The sequence below is a fragment of the Paraburkholderia sediminicola genome (assembly GCF_902859805.1).
Classification (GTDB): Bacteria; Pseudomonadota; Gammaproteobacteria; order Burkholderiales; family Burkholderiaceae; genus Paraburkholderia; species Paraburkholderia sediminicola.
In genome coordinates, this window is the sequence record NZ_CADIKC010000017.1 from 1 (window position 1) to 23,876 (window position 23,876).

Below are 23,876 nucleotides of genomic sequence, written 5' to 3' on the forward strand. Positions count from 1 at the left end.
AAGTTGCGTGCATCACGGCGGTTCTCATGACTGCCACAATGCGCAATTTTTATAAGTCAAGTATATGGATGCGGGCCAGATCGGCAACGGCATCCCACGTATAGCAGCTATACAATTCGGGCAAGACAGAGACGGCGCAAAGAGGGCGCACGGCGGCCCCGATGAGAGACCCCGGTTGGAGCCGGCAGGAATCGCGACTACCAGTGCTTTCGCCTGTAAGAAAGCCGACCGACCCGACCTTCGACGCAATGCTTGCGTTAGCACCCGGGCTCGGCCTAGCGTTAGGAAAAGCTTCAACTGGCGGGGGACGACCAGCGTTGTTTGAACAATGATCCACCGCGATAAACATCACCCTCAATTCCGGCGGCCCTCAGGCTGTTCCACAGCAACGCCTGCACAGCCGTGACTACCGGTTTTTGAGTAGCCGCTTCGATTGTCTCGATAACTTCATGGGCCCGAAAATTCATGCAGCTCAGCAGCATTCCGTCTGATGTGGGGACGTCGCTCGCCAAGGCCATTTTGCAGATTTGCTGTGGTGATGGCGAGGCCAGATCAAAAGCGGAACTGATACTAAAGTGCCTTTCCTCGACGACTTCAAGGCCGAGCGCCTCCAGATATCGTCTTTCAAGTTCTGCCAATGCGCTTGCGTAAGGCGACACCAGCGAGATTCGGCGCACACCGAGGACGCGTAATGCACGTGATATCGCGCCCATAGCGGTCACGCACGGCCGCCCTGATTGCGCGGTAAGTTCGCCTTCAAGATGACGGTCGTAGGCCGCACCCCGGACAATGCTGCTCGCCACGCACGCATAACCAATGACCGAAGGTCGGCACGAAACAATCTGTGCAACCGCGCGCGGCGCGTCCTCTCGGTCCATGATTTCGATCGCATCGGGCGTCAGTGCATCCGGCATCAACATTCTGGCTGTGTGAATCGACGTGCCTTCCGGACAAACAGCATGCAGCCACGTTTCCGCGACAGTGTTGACACTCGGCAGAATGACACCAAGACGTACTTGCGGCGTGTGTGGTCCGGCCCCCTCGACGTCATGAAGGTCGCCGTGCGGGAGTGTTGATTCAGAAGACATAGTCAGTGGACCTCAGAAGCCGTACAGGCGAGCCGGGTTTCCGACAAGAATCTCCTCGAATTGAGCGGATGTGCCTGCCCAGTCTGCAAGGAGGTCCATGAGCTTGCCAACATCGGGCATTGCGCGTGTCCCGAGGAGCGGATGCGGCCAGTCGCTCCCCCAAACGCACCGATCGGGCGCCGCGGAAATCATCTCCTGAATGAAGGGTTTGACGTCTTCATGCGGATACACCTTCGCCGACGCGCGATAGCCCGAAAGCTTGACCCACGCCCGTCTCGAATTTAGCAGGCGCAGTAGCGTTTGGAACTCGTCACTGTTTGCTCCATTCGCCGGGGTGATCTGACCGATATGATCGATGGAAATTTCGACAGGCAGATCCAGCAGCCGCGATTCGAGTGCGGGGAGCTGTTCTCCCTTCACCCAGAGTTGGATGTGCCAGCCCAGCGCCTCAATCCGCTTTGCAAGGATCGACAGTTGATCAAGGTCTGTACCACCAGAAATCGCGTTGAATCGGATGCCGCGGACACCACCGCTTTTAAGTGCCTCAAGCTCTTCGTCCGTAGTATCCGTGTCGATCACGGCGATTCCACGAGCCCGGTCAACTCCAAACTCCCTGATTGAGTCCAGCAGACAGCGATTATCGGTGCTATAAACGCTCGCCTGTACGACCACGACCCGTTGAATACCCACAGTCGCGGCCATAGCCCGGTAGTTTTCCACCGTTGCCTCCTGCGGGTTATACATGCGAGGCACCCCAAGCGGATACTTGTCTTGCGGGCCAAATATGTGGAAATGCGTATCGGTCGCGCGCGCGGGCACCGACACAGAAGGTCGCGAGATATGTTGCGGGCGAGGACTGAACGGAAGTTTCGTAAGATCCGCTTCGTTGGTGTGTGACATCACTATGCTCCAGCTCCTGTCTGATCAGATTGGTCAATCTCGACGCGCAGCAATATTTAAAACTGTTCGATGTTTGCCGGGCTGCATGGTTCACCTATTGGGCCGGCGGGGCCGTTTCCACAAAGCTCTGCCGAGCCGTATAGGAGGCATGCCACGCGGCTAGAGCAGGGTATTCCTTTCGCCAGGGGATCGCGGGAAAGCGGTAATCCAGATAGGACAGTGCGCAAGCAGCCGCTATACCGTCCAGACGGACGCCATCCGGGAGTTGCAGATTAGACATCATTCCGACCGAACGGCGCATCGCCGCCTCCCAGCGAGCAAGCCAGTGGGCCGAGGGAGCTGTATCGCTCCGACGCTTTTCGAGCACTGATGCAACAGCCGCATCCATGATGCCATCCGCCAGTGCTTGTGTGCGCAGAACGTCGATCCTTGAGAGAAATTCGACAGGAATCAGACGCGGCTGTGGCGACAGACCGTCGAGGTACTCGCACAACAGCGGGCTATCGAAAAGCGAGCCATGCTCAAGCTCGACAGCTGGTACCTTGGCAAGGGGGTTGAGCGCCAGCAACTCTTGCCCGTTATCGTGCGGGTTCGTCACGAATTCCTGGAAGCGAGCGGTGAGATGCTTTTCTCGAATAACGACGCGAACTTTCCTCGCAAAGGGTGACCCGGGGCTATAGAGCAGCTTCATTTCGGTTACCTGCCTTTTATACGTGAACGTCAACGTTCTTTGTTTCTCTCAGGAACAGCACGGCTACGACCGTCGAGACGGCAATGACGATTGTCGGATACCAAAGGCCGGAATAAATGTTACCGATCTGTGCAATCAGCGCGAAAGATACAGTTGGCTGCAAGCCACCAAGCCAACCCGTCGCGACGTGATAGGGAACGGAAAACGATGTATAGCGGATACGCGCCGGAAAAAGTTCAACGAGTGTTGCACCAACGACACTGTAGGTTGCCGCCGCGTAACCCATGAGTAAAACGAGCAACGCCAGAACGCCGAAATAATTGATCTCTGTAGGAGCCGCGCTAGCAGGATACCCCGCTTGCTTCAGGGCCACCGCGATGGATGACCGGAATGACTTGTCGGCACCAGCCGATTCAGCGGGCGTCATCGACGAGGCGGCGTAGGATCTGATCACAGTGTTTCCAAGCTCGACGGTGGCAATGCTTCCGGCCGTCGCGCCAACCGTCTCATAGTTCGCGCCGCTCTGAGCAAGCAACTGCTTCGCCACATCGCATGAACTCGTGAATCTTTTTGTGCCAGTCGGATTGAACTGGAAAGAACATTCCGAAAGGTCCGCGTGCAGGATTACCGGGGCCAGTTTTTGCGCTCGTTCAAGTGCTGGATTGGCGTAATGTGTCAGACCTTTATAGATAGGAAAGAACGTCGCACCGGCAAGGATCAAACCGAACAACAACACCGGCTTTCGTCCAACCCGGTCCGACAACGCGCCAAAGACCACAAACAGTGGGCAGCCAATCATCAGCGCCACCATCACCAGCGTATTTGCCGTTTTGCTATCAACCTTGAGAGTTTGCGTCAGAAAGAACAGCGGGAAGAACTGGCAGGTAAAATAGATCACGGTTTGGCCGGCACAAACGCCGCCCAGGGCAATCAGGACTACGCGCAAATTTTTCCAGTTGCCGAATGCCTCTCGAAGAGGCGCGCGGGACGAAGTCCCCTGCTCCTTCATCTTTTTAAAGATTGGCGATTCGTGAAGCGATGCACGAATCTTTAACGACACAACTAGCAGCGGCAATGACACCAGAAAGGGAATGCGCCAGCCCCATACCGAGAAGTGGTCGCCAGTTACGAACGTGGTCGCAATGACCACGACAAGCGCAAGCAGCATTCCGGCAGTGCCCGTGGTCTGGATCCAGGACGTGTAAAACCCGCGTTTTCCTTTCGGCGCATGCTCCGAAACGTAAACGGCAGCGCCGCCGTATTCGCCACCGATCGCCAGGCCCTGAAGAAGCCGAAGGCCGACCAGCAGAACAGGCGCCAGGATGCCAGCCACCTCATAGGTCGGCAACAGCCCAGTGCCAAACGTCGCGCCACCCATGATCACGATCGTCACCAGAAAGGTGTACTTTCGGCCGATCATGTCTCCGATACGTCCGAAGATGACAGCGCCAAGCGGGCGAACGATGAACCCGGCACCAAAGCCCATCAATGCCAGAATGAATGCGGATGTCGGGTCGAGCCCTGCAAAAAATCGCTTCGCTACGACGGTCGCAACCAGTCCATAAACGTAGAAGTCGTACCACTCAAACAGCGTACCCAGCGACGCACCGAGTACCGCCGACCGGGCTTCGGACTTCGACATCTGTAAAGCAGAAGCGTTGGTGGAACCGCCGACGGCCTGTTCAAGCATGGACTGCATCTTTGTCTCCTGTCAGTGGCGTATTCGTTACGCCAGGCGAGCAGCTGTAATCGCTGCTTCAATAACCACATCACGTTGCCGCAAAAACCCACTCCTGGGGATCTTCTCCTATCGGGAGAAAAAAGGGCACCGCCCTTTCGGGCGGTGCGCCAAACGCGCCTCTCGCGGCAGCGTAAACCCCTGGAACTTGCACCTGCATCTATACTTCCAACGAACCGCCGCTCCGACTCGATACTGCTCCGATGAAACGCATCGGACTCGCACCGATGATGGCGTCAAGCTCAACCAGCAATTCCGACGTCATAAGCCGCTCCAGTTCACGACGATCGCGCCATCCATCTGCAAATACTCCCTGGATAGCCGCCCCTCCCTCACCGAGCAAACAGAACAGGGTTCTCATCAGCCGTTGCTTGGTCACAATCTGCGTGAAACTCGCATTCTGTGTGAAAAGGATCACTTGCAACTGCCTGACGCTACAGCCCATCTGCCTGGCCACGAGATCCAGTTGCCAGTTACAACCCGGATCTGCAAACACTGCCTTCGCCAGCGCGAGGGCGACGCCTGACCCAGCAACTTCTGCTGAACCGACGGGATCGGCTTTGTCTCCAGCGACCCAGCAACTGGCCGCGACGCACCCGTGTGCGTCCGGAGCAAGTGACATGGCGAACGCGTTCCACGCGTCAACGGTTACTAACCCCTGCTTTGGACGAACAACCCTGCCGCTGACCTCCAAACTCAAACTGCCTCGTTCGACAAGGCACCGCAACCGGAAAGGCAGTAGGAGGTTGCGCAACCGCAGCGGCCGGGATGCACGAACCGGATAGTGATATTCCTGGAACGCCACATGGTCATGAGAGAAATCGCCGGATCGATCTCTGTATCCGCACACAGTCTCAGACACCGTAAGCTCCAACCGTTCCTGAGACGCGCTTCAGTCGCCGGAGCGGGTCCCATTCTCACCAGCCTTCGCGGGGAGAATGGCCGTCAAACTCGAGCACACTTCGATCAGGTACGGTTGCCTCGATTCCAGTCCACGATTCAAGGCGGCATCAACCTGGTCCAGTTCCGTGACCTGCTCCGAGATGACGCCATAAGCTCTCGCGAGCGCAACGAAGTCCGGATTGCTCAGCGACGTACCAACATGTCGGCCTGGATAGGTCTTGTCCTGATGCACCCGGATCGAGCCATAACAGTTGTTGTTCGACAGGACGAACAGAATCGGCAGTTTCCGCTCGACCGCAGCGATGATTTCATTGCCAGTCATCAGGAAGCCGCCGTCACCCACAAGGCACACAACCGGCCGCGTCGGCATGCGCAGCTGGGACGCGATGGCCGAAGGTGTGCCGTATCCCATCGCACCGGATAGCGGAGACATCAGGCGCTGCGGAAATACGAAAGAGAAATGCCGATACACGGGAGCCGCAAATGTACCTGCGTCCAGACAGACAACCAGATCGCGCGGCGCGACTTTCGCGAGCCGCTCGACCACCTTCACAAATGGCACTCCATCCGCAACGTCCGGCGATGGCCAGGCAGCGATCTTCCGGTGAATTGAATTGATCTGAGCCGCCCATTCCCTGCACTCGGCTGGAATATCATGGCCCGCTTCTGCGCATAGCTGGCGGGCAAAACCTGCAGCGTCGCAAACGAGCCCGACGTCCGGCACGAAGTGGAGGCCAACGATATGATCGTCCGGATAAACGTGTACGAACCGCTGCGACGGTCTGGGTAGCTGAGGAAAACGGTACCCCTGGCTGGTAATGTCGCCGAGTCGAGTCCCAAGCGCAATGACGAGGTCGCTCGACTCAAACGCCGCAATCTGATTGCTCGGGTTCACCAGACCCAGATCCCCGGCGAAAAGCTCGTGTGTGTTGGGGAAGATGTCATGTTGACGGAAAGAGACAGCAACAGGGATGTGGAATTTCTCTGCCAGCGCCCGCAACGCATCACGGCCATCTTCCGTATCCAGCGCACCGCCCGCCACAAGTAGCGGCCGTTTCGCTTCCTTGATCATCTTCAAGACAGCCCAGACACTGTCCTCACTCGCGACAGCAGTTGCCTGCGGCGGGGTCGTCCATTCCGGCATTTCAACCGTCTGTTGCTGGATATCTTCGGGCACCACAAGCACAACCGGGCCCGGCGTCCCGGAGCACGCCATCCGGACGGCCTTATAGGCACACTCTGCCAACTTCGAAGGCTCGGTAACCTCGCAGACCCACTTCGCCACCGAACCGAACATTTTCTGGTAGTCGATTTCCTGGAAGGCCTCTTTTCGCAGGTCAGCCTTCGGGATCTGGCCGATCACCAGGATCAGGGGGACCGCGTCCTGCTGTGCGGTGTGTACAGCGATCGATGCATTGGTCGCGCCAGGCCCGCGGCTTACCATCACGACGCCCGGTTTACGTGTGAGCCGACCATCCGCGCATGCCATGAAACCGGCTCCGCCTTCGTGCCGACACGTCACAACGTCAATCTGTGGAAAGTCGTTCAGCGCGTCGAGAATGCCAAGGTAGCTCTCGCCGGGAACGAGAAATACGCGATCGATTCCATTTGACGCGAATACGGAGAGCATCGCGTGGGCGGACGTGTTTGTCGTGACGGAATTCATGGTTAATCCTGCGGCAATTAGCCTGCGTTTCAAGAGGTGGCGTTCAATCGTATCTTTGTTCAATTGCACCACTGGTTCAATCGAACTTGGCGTATATCAGCTATGCCGATCACGGTGAAGCATCGCTACAGGGGGTCATTCAGGGCATCCACCAATTCGGGCACGGCGGTGAACAGATCTGCGACGAGGCCATAATCCGCGACGCTGAAGATCGGCGCTTCTTCGTCCTTGTTGATCGCGACGATTACCTTTGAATCCTTCATCCCCGCCAGATGCTGGATCGCGCCCGAGATGCCGACTGCGACGTAAAGCTGCGGCGCGACGATCTTGCCGGTCTGGCCGACCTGGTAGTCGTTGGGTACAAAACCAGCGTCGACAGCAGCCCGGGACGCGCCCATCGCCGCGCCGAGCTTGTCGGCCAGCGGCTCCAGCACCTTCGTGTAATTCTCGCCACTACCCAGACCACGGCCACCCGACACGATGACGTGCGCCGACGTCAGTTCCGGACGGTCCAGCTTCGTCACTTCGCGGCTTACGAACGCCGAGAGGCCTACGTCGGCTGCGGCTTCGATCTTCTCGACCGATGCACTGCCACCTTCCGCTGCGACCGGGTCAAAACCCGTTGAACGCACCGTGATCACCTTGATCGGATCAGCCGATTGCACGATCGCGATCGCATTGCCTGCGTAAATCGGGCGTTCGAACGTATCGGCGGAATCAACGGCGGTGATGTCGCTGATCTGCGTGACGTCCAACTTCGCGGCGATGCGCGGCGCGATGTTCTTGCCGTAAGCCGTAGCGGGCGCGAGGATGTGCGAGTAATCCTTCGCGACGTTCAGCACCGTCGCCTCGACGTTTTCCGCGAGGCCAGCGGCCAGTTGCGGCGCGTCGGCGAGCAGCACTTTCGCGACGCCTGCGATTTCCCCAGCGGCGTCGGCGACTGCCTGCGCGTTGTGGCCAGCCACCAGCACATGAACGTCGCCGCCAATCTTCTGCGCAGCGGCCACCGTGTTCAGCGTCGCAGCCTTGATTGACGCGTTGTCGTGTTCAGCAATTACCAGAATCGTCATTTCATTCGTCTCCGCGTGTCCGTCGATCAAAGCACTTTGGCTTCGGTCTTCAGCTTCTCGACCAGCGCCTTCACGTCGGCCACCTTCACGCCAGCCGAGCGCTTCGGCGGCTCGCTGACCTTCAGCGTCTTCAGACGCGGAGTGACATCGACGCCCAGATCTTCGGGCTTCACGGTTTCCAGCGGCTTCTTCTTCGCCTTCATGATGTTCGGCAGCGTCACGTAGCGCGGCTCGTTCAGGCGCAGATCGGTCGTGACCACAGCGGGAAGCGTCAGCGACAACGTTTCCGCGCCACCATCCACTTCACGCGACACCGTCGCCTTGCCATCCGCCACGACAACCTTCGACGCAAACGTCGCCTGCGGCAGATTCGCCAACGCTGCGAGCATCTGGCCCGTCTGGTTGGAGTCGTCGTCGATCGCCTGCTTGCCGAGGATCACCAGTTGAGGCCGTTCCTTGTCGACCAGCGCCTTGAGCAGCTTGGCGACAGCCAGCGGCTGCAGGTCTTCGTTCGATTCGATCAGGATCGCGCGGTCCGCGCCGATCGCCAGCGCCGTACGCAGCGTTTCCTGACATTGCGCAACGCCTGCCGACACAACGATCACTTCGGTCACCACGCCCGCTTCCTTGAGGCGAACGGCTTCTTCAACAGCGATCTCGTCAAACGGATTCATCGACATTTTCACGTTCGAGAGATCGACACCCGTGTTGTCCGACTTCACGCGAACCTTCACGTTGTAGTCGACCACCCTCTTCACCGATACCAGCGCTTTCATTGCGATACCCTCTTCAATTGAGTCGACCGGCCCGCCGTGAACTCGCACTAAGGCGTGCCATTTCGACCCCTTCTCAGTTGCGTCCAAGAATCCGCTTCGCCCGAAGAATGACAGGCACGTCCACCATCTTTCCTTCCACTGCAACGGCCCGTCCGCCCGATGCTTCGACTGCAGCCATCACCCGCTCTGCCCATTCACGCTCGCTTGGGCTCCACGCGTAGGCTTCGTGTACCGGATTGACCTGCTTCGGATGGATACAAAGCTTTGCACCAAAACCAAATCGACGTCCCCGCTTCGCATCACCCAGCACGACCGAGTAATCGTCAAGAGAAGTCGACACACCGTCTACCGGTGCGGGCAGATTCGCCAGCCTTGATTCGAGTACGATCTGTGACCGGTACATCGCAAGCTCTTCATCATCGCCCTCAAGTCCAAGGTCAACCTGAAAATCCAGGGTTCCAAAAATGATCCGACCTACCCGCGGACTTCTACATAGGGCCCGAAGATTGACGAAGCCTGTGGCGGTTTCGACAATCGGCAAGACATGAACGTACGCGGGGGTGTTTTCGACGAGGACCGCAATCTGCTCCGGAGTTTCTGCTTTCGGGAGAACGATCCCAGTAAGACCCGGCCGTCGGTGCAAAGCCTCAACATCTCTCTCAAACCAACGTGTTCCAGCAGCATTAATTCGCACATATGCCGGACGCTCCTCGTCGAGCGTTTCCAGAATCCATCCCCGTGCGGCATCCTTTTCTTCCGCAGGTACTGCATCCTCCAGGTCAAAGATCAACGCGTCGGCATCCGACGAACGCGCTTTCTCAAAGCGCTCCGGCCGGTTTCCGGGAACAAAAAGATATGACCTCGGTACTGTCATGGCTATCACTTGCACGTCACTCGCTTGTTATTCGGGGATATCGGATCTGGACCGACAACACGGCCCTAGCAGCAGGATTGCAGCGACCGCCTCATATGACGCCCGCGGTTCGCAAGCCCTCAACCTGGTCGCTGGTATATCCGAGTTCACTCATAATCGCAGCCGTGTGCTGTCCCAGAGCCGGAACATCGTCCATTCGCGGTTCGCATCCGTCGGGGATGCCGGGAGGTAGAAGGGCCGGTACCGTGCCACCTGGAATCGAGACTTCCCGCCATCGATTTCGTGCGGCCAACTGAGGGTGATTCCACACATCTTCGATAGAATTCATTCTCGCGTTGGCGATCCCGGCGCGGTCAAGCCTCTCTATCACCTGCTCCGCTGTAAGTGTCGAGAATTCGTCGACGATGATTTCTCGCAATGCATCGCGCGAGGCGGAACGGGCCGAGTTCGAGGCAAATCGTGTATCGCCGGCGAGAGCGGGAAGCATCAGTACACCGTCGCAGAATATTTTCCACTCACGCTCGTTCTGCAGTCCGAGCATGACGGTCTTTCCGTCCCCGGTCGGAAAAGGTCCGTAGGGATAGATAGTCGCGTGTGACGCGCCAGCCAGAGGCGGCTGACTCTGCCCATTGATCGCGTAATACAGCGGATATCCCATCCACTCGACCATGCTCTCGAGCATCGATACCTCAATGTGGCTACCCTTGCCCGTTCGCCCGCGAAGCAGCAGCGCAGACAGGATGCCCGTGTATGCATACATGCCGGCAGCGATATCGGCGATGGAGCAGCCGGCCTTTGCGGGTGCCCCGGGCGAACCGGTAATGGCAAGGAGGCCCGACTCACTCTGTACGAGGAGGTCGTATGCCTTCTTGTCCCGGTATGGGCCGTCGCCGCCGTATCCGGATATATCGCAGACACACAGCTTCGGGTATTTGGCACTGAGCGTTTCGAAGTCCAGCCCGAGACGCGCGGAGGCGCCTGGCGCAAGGTTCTGCACGAGAACGTCGGCCGTTGAGAGCAAGCCTCCAAGCACTTCCTTTGCGTCGGCGTTCTTGACGTCCAGCGTCAGGCTTTCCTTTGAACGGTTTGTCCAAACGAAGTGTGACGACATCCCGCCTACCCGCTCGTCATATCCACGCGCGAAGTCTCCCGCGCCGGGGCGCTCGATCTTGATAACCCGCGCCCCCTGGTCAGCGAGTTGTCGCGTGCAGAAGGGCGCGGCAATCGCATGCTCCAGCGTAACAACCGTAATTCCGTCGAGTGGTCTCATTGAGCTGCTCCTTAGAAAGACCGCGGCAGGCCAAGGACGTGCTCGGCGACATAGGAGAGGATCAGATTCGTCGAAATCGGCGCCACCTGATAGAGGCGGGTCTCGCGGAACTTGCGCTCAACGTCGTATTCACTCGCGAAGCCAAATCCGCCATGGAACTGGAGACAGGCATTTGCCGCCTCCCACGACGCATCTGCAGCAAGCAGTTTGGCCATGTTGGCTTGTGCGCCGCACGGTTGGTGTGCATCGAAGCGGCGAGCCGCTTCGAAGCGCATCATGCTCGCCGCCTCCACATTGATGTAAGAACGCGCGATCGGAAACTGGACGCCCTGGTTTTGCCCGATAGCACGCCCAAATACGACGCGATCCTTAACGTATTGCGAGACCTTATCCACGAACCAATAGCCGTCGCCAATACATTCCGCGGCAATCAGCGTACGCTCGGCATTCAGGCCATCCAGAATGTACTTGAACCCCTGCCCCTCTTTCCCGATAAGGTTTTCAGCAGGGATCTCCAGATTGTCGAAAAAAAGTTCGTTTGTCTCATGGTTGACCATGTTCGGAATCGGTCGAACAGTCATTCCATGACGGACTGCTTCAGGAATGTCAACGATGAAGATCGACATGCCCTCGGACTTTTTCTGCACCTCACTCAGCGGCGTTGTCCGCGCAAGCAGGATCATCAGATCGGAGTGCTGGACCCGCGAAATCCAGACTTTCTGACCATTTATCACGTACCGGTCGCCTCGACGCTCGGCAGTGGTCTTGATCTTGGTGGTGTCAGTGCCGGTAGTCGGTTCGGTCACGGCCATTGACTGCAGACGCAACTCGCCGCTCGCAATCATCGGCAGATACCGGCGCTTTTGCTCCTCCGAACCGTGACGCAACAACGTACCCATGTTGTACATCTGCCCGTGGCAAGCACCCGAGTTGCCGCCCGACCTGTTAATTTCCTCCATGATGATCGACGCCTCGGTGAGACCAAGGCCCGAGCCGCCATACTCCTGGGGAATGAGGGCTGCGAGCCATCCCGCCTTGGTCAACGCGTCGACGAATACTTCGGGATAGCCGCGCTCGTCGTCGATCTTCCGGAAGTATTCGGCAGGAAACTCCTGACAAAGATCGCGGACTGCCTCGCGGATGTCCTGAAAACTATCTGAATGACTCGTGTGCATGATGATCAACCCTGAAGTATAACAATTAGGAGTGCATAGCCGTGGCTTGCATCGTCAGGAAGCCCTCGTGGTCCCTGGCCCACAACTCAATCTGACCGTCTGTTTCGCCCCGTTTGACGCAGAGCGCGAACCGTACATCCGCGAAGGTCGGCCGGACCGCGCGAAAATTGAAAGTCTGCAGTGTCGCGTCAGGAAACTGCCGCGCATGCAGATCAAGAAGCAGGGTCGCGATCAGTGGGCCATGCACGACAAGACCGGGATACCCCTCCTCATTTGTCGCATAGGGTTGGTCGTAGTGGATACGATGCCCGTTGAACGTCAACGCGGAATAGCGAAAGAGCATCACCGGATCAGCCGTGAGCTCACGCGAATAATCTTCATTCACAGGCGAAGGCGTGGGGTCAACCGGGCGCACGCCTGGCAGCGCGACGTCGCGGTAGACAATGTCCTGTTCTTCGGAAATTGCGAGTTCGTCCCCAGCCGTGATGTCGTGACGCACGGTGACAAAAACCAGCTTGCCGGAACGGCCCGATTTTTCGTTGATGCTGAGAATCGTGGAGGTACGCCGGACTCGGTCACCTTTCTTTAGAGGGCGGTGAAAAGTCAGCCGACCCGCAGCCCACATCCGCCGCGGCAGGGCGATGGGAGGAAGAAAGCCGCCCCGTGCGGGATGCCCGTCGGCGCCAAGCTCGGCCTGCTTTCCAGCAGGAAGGAAATATAGCCAGTGCCAACCAGGCGGGACGTGGCTCTCAGGTGTATCGCGATCCAGCGTAGCCGCCAGCGCGGTCAGCGGAAAATCGGTAACTGTGTCCTCTAACACCGCGGTCCGATTCAACCATGGTGCGTACGGATGGGCGTCGTCTCCCATGTTGTTGTCTCCAATTTGATTTGCCCCTCTTTGCATGACACGCGACGCTCACAAATGAGTGCCGCTCCACAGTCGGTACGGGAAAGTCCCTAGTACTTTCCTGTCTGCAGGCACACGTTCGCGGCTTCAAGGCTTGGAGTGATTGTTGTAGGATTGGGCGAACACATCAATTGCATAGCAGCTATATCAGCTATGCTCATTTTGCAGGAGTCGTGGTGGACCTGAAGCGTCTGGAACTGCTGATGCATGTCGCCGACTTCGGCAGCTTCTCGAAAGCTTCGACTGTCCTCGGGCTTGCACAGCCGGCGCTGGGCCGACAGATACAGAAGCTGGAAGAAGAATGCGGGGTGCGTCTGTTGTATCGCCACGGGCGTGGCGTGACTCTCACCCCGGAAGGCACTACCCTGATCGAACGGGCCAGGCCGCTGCTTCGTCAACTCATCGCGATCCCCTCCGAACTGCAATCTGAGCTGGCGTCGCCGCGTGGTTCCGTCACGGTTGGTCTCACGCCCACCGTCTGCAACCTGCTGGGACTGCGCCTGATTCGCGCGCTCAAACAGAAATATCCGCTGCTGCACGTGAACGTGATTAGTGGGTACAGTGGGTACGTCCACGAATGGCTCGTCGACGGGCGGGTGGACCTCGCTATCCTGCATGATGCCCGCCGCTCCTCGACGGTCGCCGTCGAACCGCTCGCCGGTGCGGAACTCTTTTTCGTCAGCCCGACTGCTCGAACCACGTTTTCGGTTCCAGCCACGATCAGTCTTTCGAGCATCGCCGAGGTGCCCCTGGTTCTTCCGACGCGGAATCATGGTCTACGTCGAACGTTGGAGTACGCCGCAAGCAACGCAGCGGTTACGCTAAAGGTCGAGTACGAGGTCGATACGCTCGATCTTCTGAAGGAAATTGTAATCGCCGGGCTCGCTTGCACGATACTTGCACGCCCTGCCGTGACCAAGGAGGTCCGAAGCGGCGTTGTCCAGATCAACGCCGTTGACGGTCCAAAGTTAAATACGCGGCTGGTACTTGCGACAGCCGTGGGCAGACCCCTGACTCGCGCCGTGCGCGTCGTCGAACTTGAACTCGCCGCGCTCGTGAAGCACATGCTGGCAGAAGAACAGGAAGAGACGGGCCTCTTCCATGTTGACGGTTGATATTTGGCTATTAGCCCTGTCTGGCGGCAAACTCCCGCAGACTCGCTGCCCGCCGGGCGGTTCGAAATGACCGAGACCAGCATAGCTGCTATGCCTGTTATGCCCTTGATGCCCAGTCGTCCCCGCCTGACAATCAGTTCAGGAATCGATAGACACGCGCCGAAGCGCCCATCGGTCGTCACACTCTGACCGGCGTAAAAATCCTGCTCACCGAGCCCTGCGTATAGACATACGTTTGTCTGTCATTCCAGGCGACTCGCGATGTACCGAAACCCTCAGCCGGCAGAACGAAGCTGCCCATGTCTTTTGCGAAGGACTCCGAATGTTCAAACTCACACGATCCGATCTTTTCCGTGAGGCCGCCTATGTTGGTGGGCAATGGTCCACAGGAAACAGCGACGCCTATATGGAAATACGCAATCCGGCCACGGGTGAAGTCGTAGGACGCGTCCCCTCGTTGAGTCGTGAAGAAGTTCGAGAGGCGATTCTGCTTGCCGACCACGCGTTTCAGGATTTCCGTCGCTGGACGGGCAAGGCCCGCGGGGCAGTCCTCAGAAAGTGGGCCGCACTTATGCTCGAGAACAAAGACGATCTCGCCCAGATCATGACGGCTGAACAGGGCAAGCCGCTCGCGGAAGCACGCGGCGAAATCGACTATGCCGCATCGTTTCTCGATTGGTTCGGCGAAGAGGCAAAGCGGGTCTATGGCGAGACGATTCCTGCCCCCCGTGACAATCAGCGCATCACGGTTATCCGGCAACCCGTGGGTGTATGTGCCGCGATTACACCATGGAACTTCCCGTCTGGGATGGTGACCCGAAAGGTCGCACCCGCGATAGCTTCTGGATGCACGGTATTGTTAAAGCCTGCTCCTCAGACACCGTTTTCGGCCTTGGCGCTATGCGTTCTGGCTGAGGAAGCGGGGCTGCCTAAGGGCGTGTTGTCTGTGCTCACTGGGGACGCCGTGGAAATCGGTGGCGAGATTATCCGTAGTGAGACAGTCCGCAAGCTTTCATTCACCGGCTCCACTCCCGTAGGCAAAAAGCTGATGGCGGAGTGCGCCGGCACGGTGAAAAAAGTCTCGCTTGAGCTGGGCGGGAATGCTCCCTTTATTGTTTTCGACGATGCTGACGTTGAGTCGGCTGTGCAGGGCGCGATTGCGTCTAAGTTCCGGAATGCCGGGCAAACATGCGTCTGCGCAAACCGCTTCTTTGTTCAGCATGGCATCTACGACGCCTTTGTCAACAAGCTCACCGAGGTCGTAAAGGGCATGCGTATGGGTCGAGGAACGGAAGAAGGCGTAACGCTCGGTCCGTTGATCGATTCGAACGCCTTCAGCAAAGTCAGCCGGTTGGTCGATGAGGCCCGGTCCAAAGGCGCAACCGTCTTAACCGGTGGAACACAGCACCCTGCCGGAGCCCAGTTTTTCGCGCCAACGGTTGTGACAGATGTGACCAACGATATGACGATCGCCAATGAGGAGATCTTCGGACCGGTCGTATCGATCACCCGATTTAGCGACGAGCAGGAGGCGGTAGCCCTGGCAAACAGTACACGCTACGGGCTCGCAGCTTACTTCTACACGTCAGACCTGAACCGCAGCGTCCGGATTTCGGAGGCACTCGATTTCGGAATCGTCGGTATCAACGAAGGTGCCGTATCGACTGAAGTCGCACCTTTCGGTGGCTTCAAGGAGTCCGGCTTCGGCAAGGAAGGTTCGAAGCATGGTATCGACGAATATTCCGAGCGCAAGTACATCTGTCTCGGCAACGTTCGGTGATTTTTGCTGTGGCGATCCCCTGAAACACGGGTGTCCGAGTTCCGTTGGCGGCTGTAACCGAGGGTGAGGACTGGGAAGATGAGAAATGCATTGGGGCGAGAAATACCGTCCGACATAGTCGGGAACACGTCGCTACGCCCGTATGGCGAGGCTACCTGCGACGGTCCGGAACGTTCCGCATCACGTTGCGTCGTGTCCGGGGCGGCAAAACTTCTTCCAGATCTGAAGACCGCGCTACGAGAAGCCGGTGCCCGAAACGGCTCGACGCTATCGTTCCATCATCACTTGCGCAACGGCGACCACGTTTTGAACATGGTGCTGGACGCGGCTGCTGAACTCGGGCTCACCGATCTCAGAATCGCTCCCAGTTCCATCTTCCCCGTTCACGCAAAACTGGTCGAACACATTCAACGAGGCGTCGTCAGTTCGATCTACACAGCTTATGTCGTTGGACCTGTTGCTGCAGCTATTGGGGCGGGAGATCTGCGCGACGTCGCGGTCTTGCAGACTCACGGCGGACGGGCGCGAGCGATAGAGTCTGGCGAGCTTGCAATTGATATCGCCTTCATCGCCGCGCCGACGGCCGACGACTATGGCAACGTCAACGGAATTGACGGTCCAAGTGCCTGCGGCTCACTCGGCTATGCGCTGGTCGATGCGCGGCACGCGCGCCGCGTGGTCGCGGTGACAGACCACCTCGTACCCTACCCTGCCCGACGCGCCGATATCACCCAGGATCTGGTTGACATGGTGGTTGTGGTCGAATCGATCGGCGACGCAGCGCAGATCGTTTCAGGCACAACCCGCATTACTGACGATCCCATTGGTCTCGAAATCGCCGCTACGACAGCGAAAGTGATTGAAGCCGCGAATTTGCTGGTCGACGGCTTCTCCTTTCAGACGGGCGCTGGTGGAATTTCGCTGGCGGTAGCGAAGTTCGTAGGCGAGCGGATGCGCTCGGCCGGAATATGCGGAAGTTTCGCAGCCGGCGGCGTCACCGCGATGACAGTTCAAATGTTGGAGGCGGGGCTTTTCAGCTGCATTTTTGACGTGCAGTGCTTCGATCTGGAAGCAATCAGGTCATACCGTGAGAACGCCGACCATCAATGCATGTCTGCCTCGCTGTATGCGAACCCGTGGAATGCGGGAGCCATCGTCAATCGACTCGATGCGATGATTCTCGGCGCAACCGAAGTTGACCTCGATTTCAACGTCAACGTCACTACCCGCTCTAATGGATCAATCACCGGTGGTTCCGGCGGACACAGCGACACTGCGGCGGGCGCGAAGGCTGCCATCGTTACGACTCGGCTGCGCGCGGGGTTGGTCCCAAAGATCGTTGAACGCGTGACAACTGCGACAACCCCGGGGACGACCGTTGATGTGGTTGTTACCGAGGCGGGCCTTGCAGTTAATCCGGGTCGCCCTGATCTGAAAGATCGCCTCATAGCGGCTGGAATTCCCGTCGTTTCCATTGAGCGGCTCCGTGACTTTGCCGCTGCCGGTTCAGGGTCCTGCTGCGAAACTCGCCTGATCGATGACGGACGCGTCGTCGCACTCCAGCAATACCGTGACGGCACGGTGATCGACGTCATCAGGCAAACCAGACGTCAGTAGGTTGCTTCTCCTTCTCTTCAGGGATCAAACCATGAATCTCCGCGCCACTCTTTCGCCGCAGACAGCCGTCGTAATCAGCGAACCATCGCCTGACATTGAGTCCCCCAGGACCGATGCGACGGTGTTGACGTCCCAACCTCGAACGCCGGAACATCGCCGTTTTGACTGGATGGACACGCATCTACCCTTTGCACAGGTTGAATATTGATGGCCAGGCGCCCTTTCCCACTCCATCGGCGGGCACATGATGAGCGCCAGCTAAAGAGACGGCGCGCGACACCCGTGTCACTGCGGCCGCGAGAAGGAGTGTTCCGCCTCGTCAGTACCTTATTCGCGTATCTGAAGTGCCCGGAAATCGCGATACAAAGCATGGTCCCGTTCCTGTACATGAGGTGGGAGCCGATCCAGGCTGGCGACCTCCGATGTCCGAGCAGGGATACAGAGTGCTGTCGCACACTGCCACCACCGCGCTAATGCCATGAATTATCCGTAACGAAGGCGACGTTCCGTGGCAGGCAAGATCGCTTGTCGGCGCAGGCCGCCGGGACGGTTGCCAAGGGCTATCGGGTGTACGAGATGCGGTGCAGAGAATGCGTCAGCCCAGTCTCAGGCATCGCGCTCAAAGCATTCGCAATATTTGTCGACGGGGAACCCGCTACGACGGAGTACTTCGCGTTGAGGAGTGACCTTGAAGCTACAGTGTGCGAGTCTTTTTGAACAATCGGCCTATGTGGGCGGTGCGTGGGTCGATAGCACATCGTTACCGCGGATCCCGGTCACAAATCCGTCAACGCATGAAGTGGTCGGCTCTGTGCCCCAGGTAACCGCGGAACAGATTGACGAGGCCATCACATGCGCAAAAACAGCGTTTGGCGAATGGCGCGCGTGGAGTAGCCGCGAACGTGCCGTGGTACTGCGGGAATGGGCGCGTCTGGTTGAAACCCATCGCGACGATCTGGCTATCATTTTGTGCAGCGAACAGGGAAAGCCGCTTCACGAGGCGAGAGCAGAAGTCACACAGGCCGCCAATTACCTCGATTGGTTCTCTGAAGAAGCGCGAAGGATTTACGGTGACAATTTGCCGGCACCTCGCCGCAACCAGCGTATCCGCGTGCTGCGACAACCGATCGGCGTATGTGGCGCGATGACAGCATGGACCTTTCCGTCGTCAATGGTAGCGAGGCGCATCGGCGCGGCCCTGGCTGCCGGTTGCACAGTCGTACATCATCCTGACTCACAGACCCCATTCTCAGCGCTGGCGCTATGTGTGCTCGGCGAAAGCGCGGGTCTACCACGCGGCGTGTTGTCAGTTTTGACGGGAGATGATGAATCCGTCAGGACCGCGTTGGTCTCGGATGCGAGAGTGCGGAAAGTGTCCTTTACCGGGTCGATCGATGACGGAAAGAGATTGATGGGGTTAAGCTCGACCACCATCAAAAAGGTGTCGCTTGAGCTAGGCGCGAACTGCCCGTTCATTGTATTCAACGATGCGGACATTGAACTGGCGGTCAAAGGAGCCATCGATGCACGCTTCCGGCATTCGGGGCAAGCTGCCATGTGCGCAAATCGGTTCCTTGTTCATGCGGACGTGTACGAAGCCTTTGTCGCCCGACTCGTTGCGAAGGTCTCGACCCTCAAGCTGGGCGACGGCATGGTGGAGGGAGTGCAGATTGGACCGCTGATCAGTGACACGGCGGTTGCACGGCTCGAGATCCTGGTGGACGACGCGGTGCATGCAGGAGCAACCGTAGTCGCCGGTGGCTCGCGCCTCACCGTGGGGTCTAACTTCTTCCGACCGACAATTCTCACTGATGTCCATCCCGAGATGGGGGTTTGTGGAGATGAGATCCTCGGACCTGTCGCCAGCGTGCTTCGATTCAAGGAAGATGACGAGGCCATTACCCTTGCAAACGCGACGCGGACGGGCCTCGCTGCGTACTTTTACACAACGGACATCAGCCGCTCCTTCAGGGTCATGGAGGCACTTGAATGCGGTGTGGTGGGGATCAATGACAGTCTCGTTTTTAACGAGGTCGCGCCTTTCGGCGGAATCAAGGAGTCAGGAATTGGTCGAGAGGGAGCCCATTCAGGGATCGAGGAATACCTGGAACCGAAATACGTCTGCTTTGGAAATCTCTGAGCAGCGCTTTTTGACTTTCAAGCCTGGTAGAGCACCGCGACCAGCCCATAGACGCGCGGGCGTCGTTGCCACATCCAGACGGCGGTGAACGAGCGAAGCCGTATTGCGGAACATGCCAAACATGCCCTTGACAAGATTGCCGAACCCACGCTGCTCACTGAAGTCACTCTCGTCGGCCAATGGGTTGATCGCAAGCATCGGCGGATTCCCACCCAGCACCCGGTCTACGGATGCCCCACCATCGTCGACCAGCCCGGTCTTCTCGCGAATCTTCGCGGCAACGCTCTTCGTCGCTTCGAGAACCGCGTGGAAGTCGTGGAAGTAATTGTCCGCGACCAGTTCTGAACGGCAGAATGGCAGGACGTGGGCGTGCACGCCGCGCGCGGCAAGGTCGGCACGCAGGTGACAGACACCTGGTACCCTACCCTACCGTGCCTGACGCGCCGACATTACGCAGGATCTGGTCGATTTTGCGGTCGCCGTCGATTCGATAGGCGACGCTGCGCAGATCATTTCGGGAACAACAAGAGTCACTGACGATCCCGTCGGGCTGGAAATTGCGGCCACGACGGCGAGAGTGATCGACGCAGCGTATCTGCTGATAGACGGTTTCTCGTTTCAGACTGGGGCTCGCGGCATCTCACTCACGGTTGCGAAATTTGTAGGCGACCGGATGCAGTCCCCTAGAGTAAAGGGTGGCTTCGCCGTGGGTGGTGTAACAGCAATGACCGTCCAGATGTTGCGGGCGGGGCTCTTTAACTGCATTTTCGACGTCCAGTGTTTCGATCTTGAGGCGATCCGTTCGTATCGCGAAAACGCCAACCACAGATGCATGTCGGCGTCGCATTATTCCAATCCGTGGAATTGCGCGACAGTGACTCGGCCCTTGCGTTACCGGTGCACTGCGGTCCGCGACGTCCTCAGGACTCCGACGGATGTGCATTTCGCAACGGGCTCTACCGCGAGTCGCAATGGCAGATGCGCTCATATACCCAGCTTTTCACAAGAAACGCGCTACCTAGTCGTTTCCGTCATTCCGGTCTCCGCGACGACAACGTCCGTTCTCGAGGTGCTCCGCAGCCATACAATGTAATCGAACGCCAGCGCCAAGGTGTCGCTCGAAGCGCTGGGAAAGCCACCGGACGTCACTGCCCGGCGGATTGAGCATTCGTTACTATCGAAGGTTGAGGCCCCGCCGACGGGCGCGGTACCAGTGATGGCGGGTGAAACCGCCGGCACGGCGAGCCTGCGCCGGACCGCCTCGTGTCCGTGCTCACCGCGCTGTCGCATTAACGAACAGCCTCAAAGCGACCGCCCGTTGCTGCCCTCTCACAACCGGCTCTTGAGCACGCGGTAGGCGTAGGGTTTGTCCCGAGGGCCCCGGACCATAAAAGTATCAAAGCGGAGCGTTTCTATACCAGTGATGTACGGGGATTATGGCTATTGTTATGTTCATCGGGCTGGATGAATCGGAGATACGCGAAGCGAAGCCGGCCTCAACCACTCCATGACGAAAGCAACGAGCGGCAAATATGACAAACAGTGGACTGCAAGATTTCGCTGGGAAATCCGTTCTGGTTACGGGCGCCAGCAAAGGCATCGGTCGAACCATTGCCAAGATGCTGGCGGCACGTGGTGCGACCGTTTCTGCGATGGGACGCTCGTTCGAAGACCTTGAATCGTTGCGCGCTGAAATCGGTGGATTCAGCCTGCTGGTTGATTTGGAGGACTTGGCGGCAACCCGAGCCGCAGCCGAGGCGGCAATGCCTGTCGACTATCTGGTGAACTGCGCGGGCATGAACATCCTGGAACCCTGCCTTGACGTACCGGTCGAGACATTCAGTCGTGTGCTGACGATCAACACCCTCGCTCCCGTCGTTCTGGCGCAAGCGTACGCACGCGATCGCATCAGCCGAGGTCTGCCGGGCGCGATCGTGAACGTGTCCAGCGATGCCGCGTTCATGGGCATCCGGGATCATCTGTCCTATTGCGCGTCCAAGGCAGCGCTGGACGCCATCACGCGGGTTTTGGCAGTGGAACTCGGGACAAACGGCATTCGCGTCAACAGCGTCAACCCGCATGTCACGATGACGGACATGGGCCGCATGGCATGGAGCGCGCCGGAGAAGGCTAACCCGCGCCTAAGCCGATTGCCACTGGGCCGCTTTCTCGAAACGGAAGAAGTCGCCCAGGTCGTAATCTTCATGCTGACCAACGGCGCCCAGATGATGACCGGCCAGAGCCTGCGCGTCGACGGTGGATACAGCGTAACGGGATAGCCGAGGATCGCTTCGGCGGCATCCTGAAAGGCTAATCGAGCGATTAGGTATCTGAATGGATGAACAACCAAGAAGGATTAGACAGCATGGCAAAAGAACTAGAAGGCAAGGTCGCCGTGGTGACTGGAGCTGCGTCGGGCATTGGCCTGGCCAGTACCGGGGCGCTGCTGGCAGCCGGCGCTCGAGTGGTGCTCGTCGACCGCGATGACGCAGCACTGGCGGCAATCTGCAGCGAACGCGGCGACGCAGCGATTCCGCTGGTAATCGATCTGCTCGACCCGAAGGCCTGCGCGACGCTTGCACCGCGCGTCCTGGAGATGGCGGGGCAGATCGACATCCTTCACGCCAATGCAGGCTCTTACGTCGGCGGCGATCTGGTCGATGCCGACACGGCAGCGATTGACCGGATGCTGAACCTGAACGTCAACGTCGTGATGAAGAATGTTCACGACGTTTTGCCGCACATGATCGGAAGGCAGACCGGCGATATTATCGTGACGAGTTCCCTGGCTGCCCACTTTCCGACGCCATGGGAGCCGGTCTATGCGTCGTCCAAATGGGCGATCAACTGCTTTGTTCAGACGGTGCGGCGCCAGGTCTTCAAACACGGAATCCGCGTGGGTTCCGTCTCGCCCGGGCCCGTCATTAGCGCACTGCTCGCCGACTGGCCGGAGGAGAAGCTGAGAGAGGCCAAGGAATCGGGCAGCCTGATCGAGGCCAGCGAAGTGGCCGAGGTGATGATGTTCATGCTGACGCGGCAACGCGGCATGACCATTCGCGACGTGGTCATGATGCCAACCAATTTCGACCTCTAGGGAAATCTCGTATCGGTTCGCCTTCGGATCGCAAGGAGTCACGTACGGAAGAGCCAGAATTGTCGACTGCGTTTTATTAATAAGTAGTTAAGGAGACAAACATGCATATTTTGAAACTCGGCGCTTTGACGCTTGCAGCGAGCTTTGCCATGTCGGCTGCGGCGCAGGGTCTGCCCAAGCTCGCCGATAAACCCACATACAAAGTTGGTTTTGCACAGACCGAAAACAACAATCCGTGGCGTATCGCCGAGACCAAGTCCATGAAGGATGCGGCGACCGCCTGCCATTGGAACCTGGTCTATACAGACGCCGCCAGCTCTGCTTCCAAGCAGGTGGACGACGTGCAAAGCATGATCGCGCAGAAAGTGGACGTGATCGTGCTCGCACCGCGCGAGGAGAAGCCGCTCATCCCGGCCGTGATGAAGGCCAAGAGGGCCGGCATTCCCGTGATTCTGATTGATCGCAACGTCGACCAGTCGGTGGCCGCCGCCGGCCGCGACTACGTGACCTTCATCGGCTCCGACTTCGTCGACCAGGGCCGCCGCGCGGGTGAGTGGCTGGTCAAGACCACCGGCGGCAAAGGCACGATCATCGAGCTCGAAGGCACTACCGGCTCCAGCCCAGCGAACGACCGCAAGAAGGGCTTCGACGACGTGATCAAGCGACAAACCGGCATGAAGATCGTCGCCTCACAAAGTGGCGACTTCTCACGTGACAAGGGGCGCCAGGTGATGCAGACGCTATTGCAGGCGCATCCCGACGCGACCGCGGTCTACGCTCACAACGACGAGATGGCCATCGGCGCCATCGCAGCTCTGGAAGCCGCTGGCAAGAAGCCGGGGAAGGACGTGACCGTCGTGTCAATCGACGGCACCCGGGACGCCCTGAACGCAATCGCCGCCGGCAAGATGGGCGCCACGGTGCAGTCGAGCCCCTTCTTCGGTCCGGTGACCTGCGAGACCATCAAGAGCTACGCCAAGGGCGAGAAGATCCCGGCCTGGGTCAAGGTTTCCGACAAGTTCTACGACAAGTCGAATGCCCAGGCCAGTATGGCCGACGGCTACTGAGTCGG

At 58.5% G+C, this 23,876-nt stretch carries 21 protein-coding genes; 8 read left to right on the plus strand and 13 right to left on the minus strand.

The features are described from left to right. Positions 1-293: 293 nt before the first annotated feature. From R8871_RS35165 to R8871_RS35220, 12 genes are all read right to left on the minus strand, one after another. Complete coding sequence (locus R8871_RS35165; RefSeq protein ID WP_175054524.1) at positions 294-1,088, minus strand: maleate cis-trans isomerase family protein; 795 nt, start codon at positions 1,086-1,088, stop codon at positions 294-296. A gap of 12 nt (positions 1,089-1,100) precedes the next feature. Beyond that, entirely contained in the window at positions 1,101-1,988 is an 888-nt protein-coding gene (locus tag R8871_RS35170; protein ID WP_175054525.1) for an amidohydrolase family protein, read from the minus strand. A gap of 94 nt (positions 1,989-2,082) precedes the next feature. Beyond that, positions 2,083-2,679 (minus strand): glutathione S-transferase N-terminal domain-containing protein, encoded by a 597-nt coding sequence (locus R8871_RS35175; protein ID WP_175054526.1) that lies wholly within the window; start codon positions 2,677-2,679, stop codon positions 2,083-2,085. A 16-nt stretch (positions 2,680-2,695) separates the two neighbouring features. Continuing rightward, positions 2,696-4,369 (minus strand): MFS transporter, encoded by a 1,674-nt coding sequence (locus R8871_RS35180; RefSeq protein ID WP_175054610.1) that lies wholly within the window; start codon positions 4,367-4,369, stop codon positions 2,696-2,698. Positions 4,370-4,577: 208 nt separating this feature from the next. Continuing rightward, complete coding sequence (locus R8871_RS35185; protein ID WP_175054527.1) at positions 4,578-5,039, minus strand: hypothetical protein; 462 nt, start codon at positions 5,037-5,039, stop codon at positions 4,578-4,580. A 270-nt stretch (positions 5,040-5,309) separates the two neighbouring features. Then, the gene (locus R8871_RS35190) at positions 5,310-6,986 is read right to left on the minus strand and encodes a thiamine pyrophosphate-dependent enzyme (protein ID WP_175054528.1); all 1,677 of its coding nucleotides are present in this window, start codon (positions 6,984-6,986) and stop codon (positions 5,310-5,312) included. A 125-nt stretch (positions 6,987-7,111) separates the two neighbouring features. Then, positions 7,112-8,056 carry an electron transfer flavoprotein subunit alpha/FixB family protein gene (locus R8871_RS35195; RefSeq protein WP_175054529.1) on the minus strand — a complete coding sequence of 315 codons (945 nt, stop codon included), beginning with the start codon at positions 8,054-8,056 and terminating at the stop codon, positions 7,112-7,114. Positions 8,057-8,082: 26 nt separating this feature from the next. Then, a complete protein-coding gene (locus tag R8871_RS35200; protein WP_175054530.1) occupies positions 8,083-8,832 on the minus strand; it encodes an electron transfer flavoprotein subunit beta/FixA family protein in 750 nt (249 codons plus the stop codon). Positions 8,833-8,905: 73 nt separating this feature from the next. Then, positions 8,906-9,706, minus strand: a complete 801-nt coding sequence (locus R8871_RS35205; protein ID WP_175054531.1) for an HpcH/HpaI aldolase/citrate lyase family protein — start codon at positions 9,704-9,706, stop codon at positions 8,906-8,908. Between the two features lie 91 nt (positions 9,707-9,797). After that, entirely contained in the window at positions 9,798-10,976 is a 1,179-nt protein-coding gene (locus R8871_RS35210) for a CaiB/BaiF CoA transferase family protein (protein ID WP_175054532.1), read from the minus strand. Positions 10,977-10,987: 11 nt separating this feature from the next. After that, positions 10,988-12,151 carry an acyl-CoA dehydrogenase family protein gene (locus R8871_RS35215; RefSeq protein ID WP_175054533.1) on the minus strand — a complete coding sequence of 388 codons (1,164 nt, stop codon included), beginning with the start codon at positions 12,149-12,151 and terminating at the stop codon, positions 10,988-10,990. Between the two features lie 25 nt (positions 12,152-12,176). Further along, entirely contained in the window at positions 12,177-13,019 is an 843-nt protein-coding gene (locus tag R8871_RS35220; protein WP_175054534.1) for an FAS1-like dehydratase domain-containing protein, read from the minus strand. Between the two features lie 215 nt (positions 13,020-13,234). On the opposite strand from R8871_RS35220, the gene R8871_RS35225 reads away from it, so the two are divergent. From R8871_RS35225 to R8871_RS35240, 4 genes are all read left to right on the plus strand, one after another. Next, on the plus strand, positions 13,235-14,173 hold the full coding sequence (locus R8871_RS35225) for a LysR family transcriptional regulator (protein ID WP_175054535.1): 939 nt from the start codon (positions 13,235-13,237) through the stop codon (positions 14,171-14,173). Between the two features lie 322 nt (positions 14,174-14,495). Then, entirely contained in the window at positions 14,496-15,953 is a 1,458-nt protein-coding gene (locus R8871_RS35230; RefSeq protein ID WP_175054536.1) for an NAD-dependent succinate-semialdehyde dehydrogenase, read from the plus strand. Positions 15,954-16,031: 78 nt separating this feature from the next. Beyond that, a complete protein-coding gene (gene citF / locus R8871_RS35235) occupies positions 16,032-17,570 on the plus strand; it encodes a citrate lyase subunit alpha (RefSeq protein ID WP_175054537.1) in 1,539 nt (512 codons plus the stop codon). Positions 17,571-18,258: 688 nt separating this feature from the next. Then, on the plus strand, positions 18,259-19,710 hold the full coding sequence (locus tag R8871_RS35240; protein WP_175054538.1) for an NAD-dependent succinate-semialdehyde dehydrogenase: 1,452 nt from the start codon (positions 18,259-18,261) through the stop codon (positions 19,708-19,710). Here the strand turns inward: R8871_RS35240 and R8871_RS35245 are convergent. Next, positions 19,657-20,085, minus strand: coding sequence for a TIGR02391 family protein (locus R8871_RS35245; protein WP_246287976.1), 429 nt, complete (start codon positions 20,083-20,085; stop codon positions 19,657-19,659). The genes R8871_RS35240 and R8871_RS35245 overlap by 54 nt on opposite strands. A 73-nt stretch (positions 20,086-20,158) precedes the next feature. Between R8871_RS35245 and R8871_RS35250 the strand changes: the two genes are divergently transcribed. The 4 genes from R8871_RS35250 to R8871_RS35265 all read left to right on the plus strand — a co-directional run bounded on the left by R8871_RS35250 (position 20,159) and on the right by R8871_RS35265 (position 23,871). Then, positions 20,159-20,803, plus strand: coding sequence for a citrate lyase subunit alpha (locus R8871_RS35250; RefSeq protein ID WP_175054612.1), 645 nt, complete (start codon positions 20,159-20,161; stop codon positions 20,801-20,803). A gap of 439 nt (positions 20,804-21,242) precedes the next feature. After that, positions 21,243-21,989 (plus strand): SDR family oxidoreductase, encoded by a 747-nt coding sequence (locus tag R8871_RS35255; protein WP_175054539.1) that lies wholly within the window; start codon positions 21,243-21,245, stop codon positions 21,987-21,989. 86 nt (positions 21,990-22,075) lie between these two features. After that, positions 22,076-22,804, plus strand: a complete 729-nt coding sequence (locus R8871_RS35260; protein ID WP_175054613.1) for an SDR family oxidoreductase — start codon at positions 22,076-22,078, stop codon at positions 22,802-22,804. Positions 22,805-22,905: 101 nt separating this feature from the next. Next, on the plus strand, positions 22,906-23,871 hold the full coding sequence (locus R8871_RS35265; protein ID WP_175054540.1) for an ABC transporter substrate-binding protein: 966 nt from the start codon (positions 22,906-22,908) through the stop codon (positions 23,869-23,871). The last annotated feature ends 5 nt before the right edge of the window (positions 23,872-23,876 follow it).

What these genes read in the sequence shown, in the direction of transcription:
- R8871_RS35165 (WP_175054524.1), bottom strand. Translation starts at nt 1,088, where the DNA reads ATGTCTTCTGAATCAACACTCCCGCACGGCGACCTTCATGACGTCGAG.
- R8871_RS35170 (WP_175054525.1), bottom strand. Translation starts at nt 1,988, where the DNA reads ATGTCACACACCAACGAAGCGGATCTTACGAAACTTCCGTTCAGTCCT.
- R8871_RS35175 (WP_175054526.1), bottom strand. Translation starts at nt 2,679, where the DNA reads ATGAAGCTGCTCTATAGCCCCGGGTCACCCTTTGCGAGGAAAGTTCGC.
- R8871_RS35180 (WP_175054610.1), bottom strand. Translation starts at nt 4,369, where the DNA reads ATGCTTGAACAGGCCGTCGGCGGTTCCACCAACGCTTCTGCTTTACAG.
- R8871_RS35185 (WP_175054527.1), bottom strand. Translation starts at nt 5,039, where the DNA reads ATGTCACTTGCTCCGGACGCACACGGGTGCGTCGCGGCCAGTTGCTGG.
- R8871_RS35190 (WP_175054528.1), bottom strand. Translation starts at nt 6,986, where the DNA reads ATGAATTCCGTCACGACAAACACGTCCGCCCACGCGATGCTCTCCGTA.
- R8871_RS35195 (WP_175054529.1), bottom strand. Translation starts at nt 8,056, where the DNA reads ATGACGATTCTGGTAATTGCTGAACACGACAACGCGTCAATCAAGGCT.
- R8871_RS35200 (WP_175054530.1), bottom strand. Translation starts at nt 8,832, where the DNA reads ATGAAAGCGCTGGTATCGGTGAAGAGGGTGGTCGACTACAACGTGAAG.
- R8871_RS35205 (WP_175054531.1), bottom strand. Translation starts at nt 9,706, where the DNA reads ATGACAGTACCGAGGTCATATCTTTTTGTTCCCGGAAACCGGCCGGAG.
- R8871_RS35210 (WP_175054532.1), bottom strand. Translation starts at nt 10,976, where the DNA reads ATGAGACCACTCGACGGAATTACGGTTGTTACGCTGGAGCATGCGATT.
- R8871_RS35215 (WP_175054533.1), bottom strand. Translation starts at nt 12,151, where the DNA reads ATGCACACGAGTCATTCAGATAGTTTTCAGGACATCCGCGAGGCAGTC.
- R8871_RS35220 (WP_175054534.1), bottom strand. Translation starts at nt 13,019, where the DNA reads ATGGGAGACGACGCCCATCCGTACGCACCATGGTTGAATCGGACCGCG.
- R8871_RS35230 (WP_175054536.1), top strand. Translation starts at nt 14,496, where the DNA reads ATGTTCAAACTCACACGATCCGATCTTTTCCGTGAGGCCGCCTATGTT.
- citF (WP_175054537.1), top strand. Translation starts at nt 16,032, where the DNA reads ATGAGAAATGCATTGGGGCGAGAAATACCGTCCGACATAGTCGGGAAC.
- R8871_RS35255 (WP_175054539.1), top strand. Translation starts at nt 21,243, where the DNA reads ATGACAAACAGTGGACTGCAAGATTTCGCTGGGAAATCCGTTCTGGTT.
- R8871_RS35260 (WP_175054613.1), top strand. Translation starts at nt 22,076, where the DNA reads ATGGCAAAAGAACTAGAAGGCAAGGTCGCCGTGGTGACTGGAGCTGCG.
- R8871_RS35265 (WP_175054540.1), top strand. Translation starts at nt 22,906, where the DNA reads ATGCATATTTTGAAACTCGGCGCTTTGACGCTTGCAGCGAGCTTTGCC.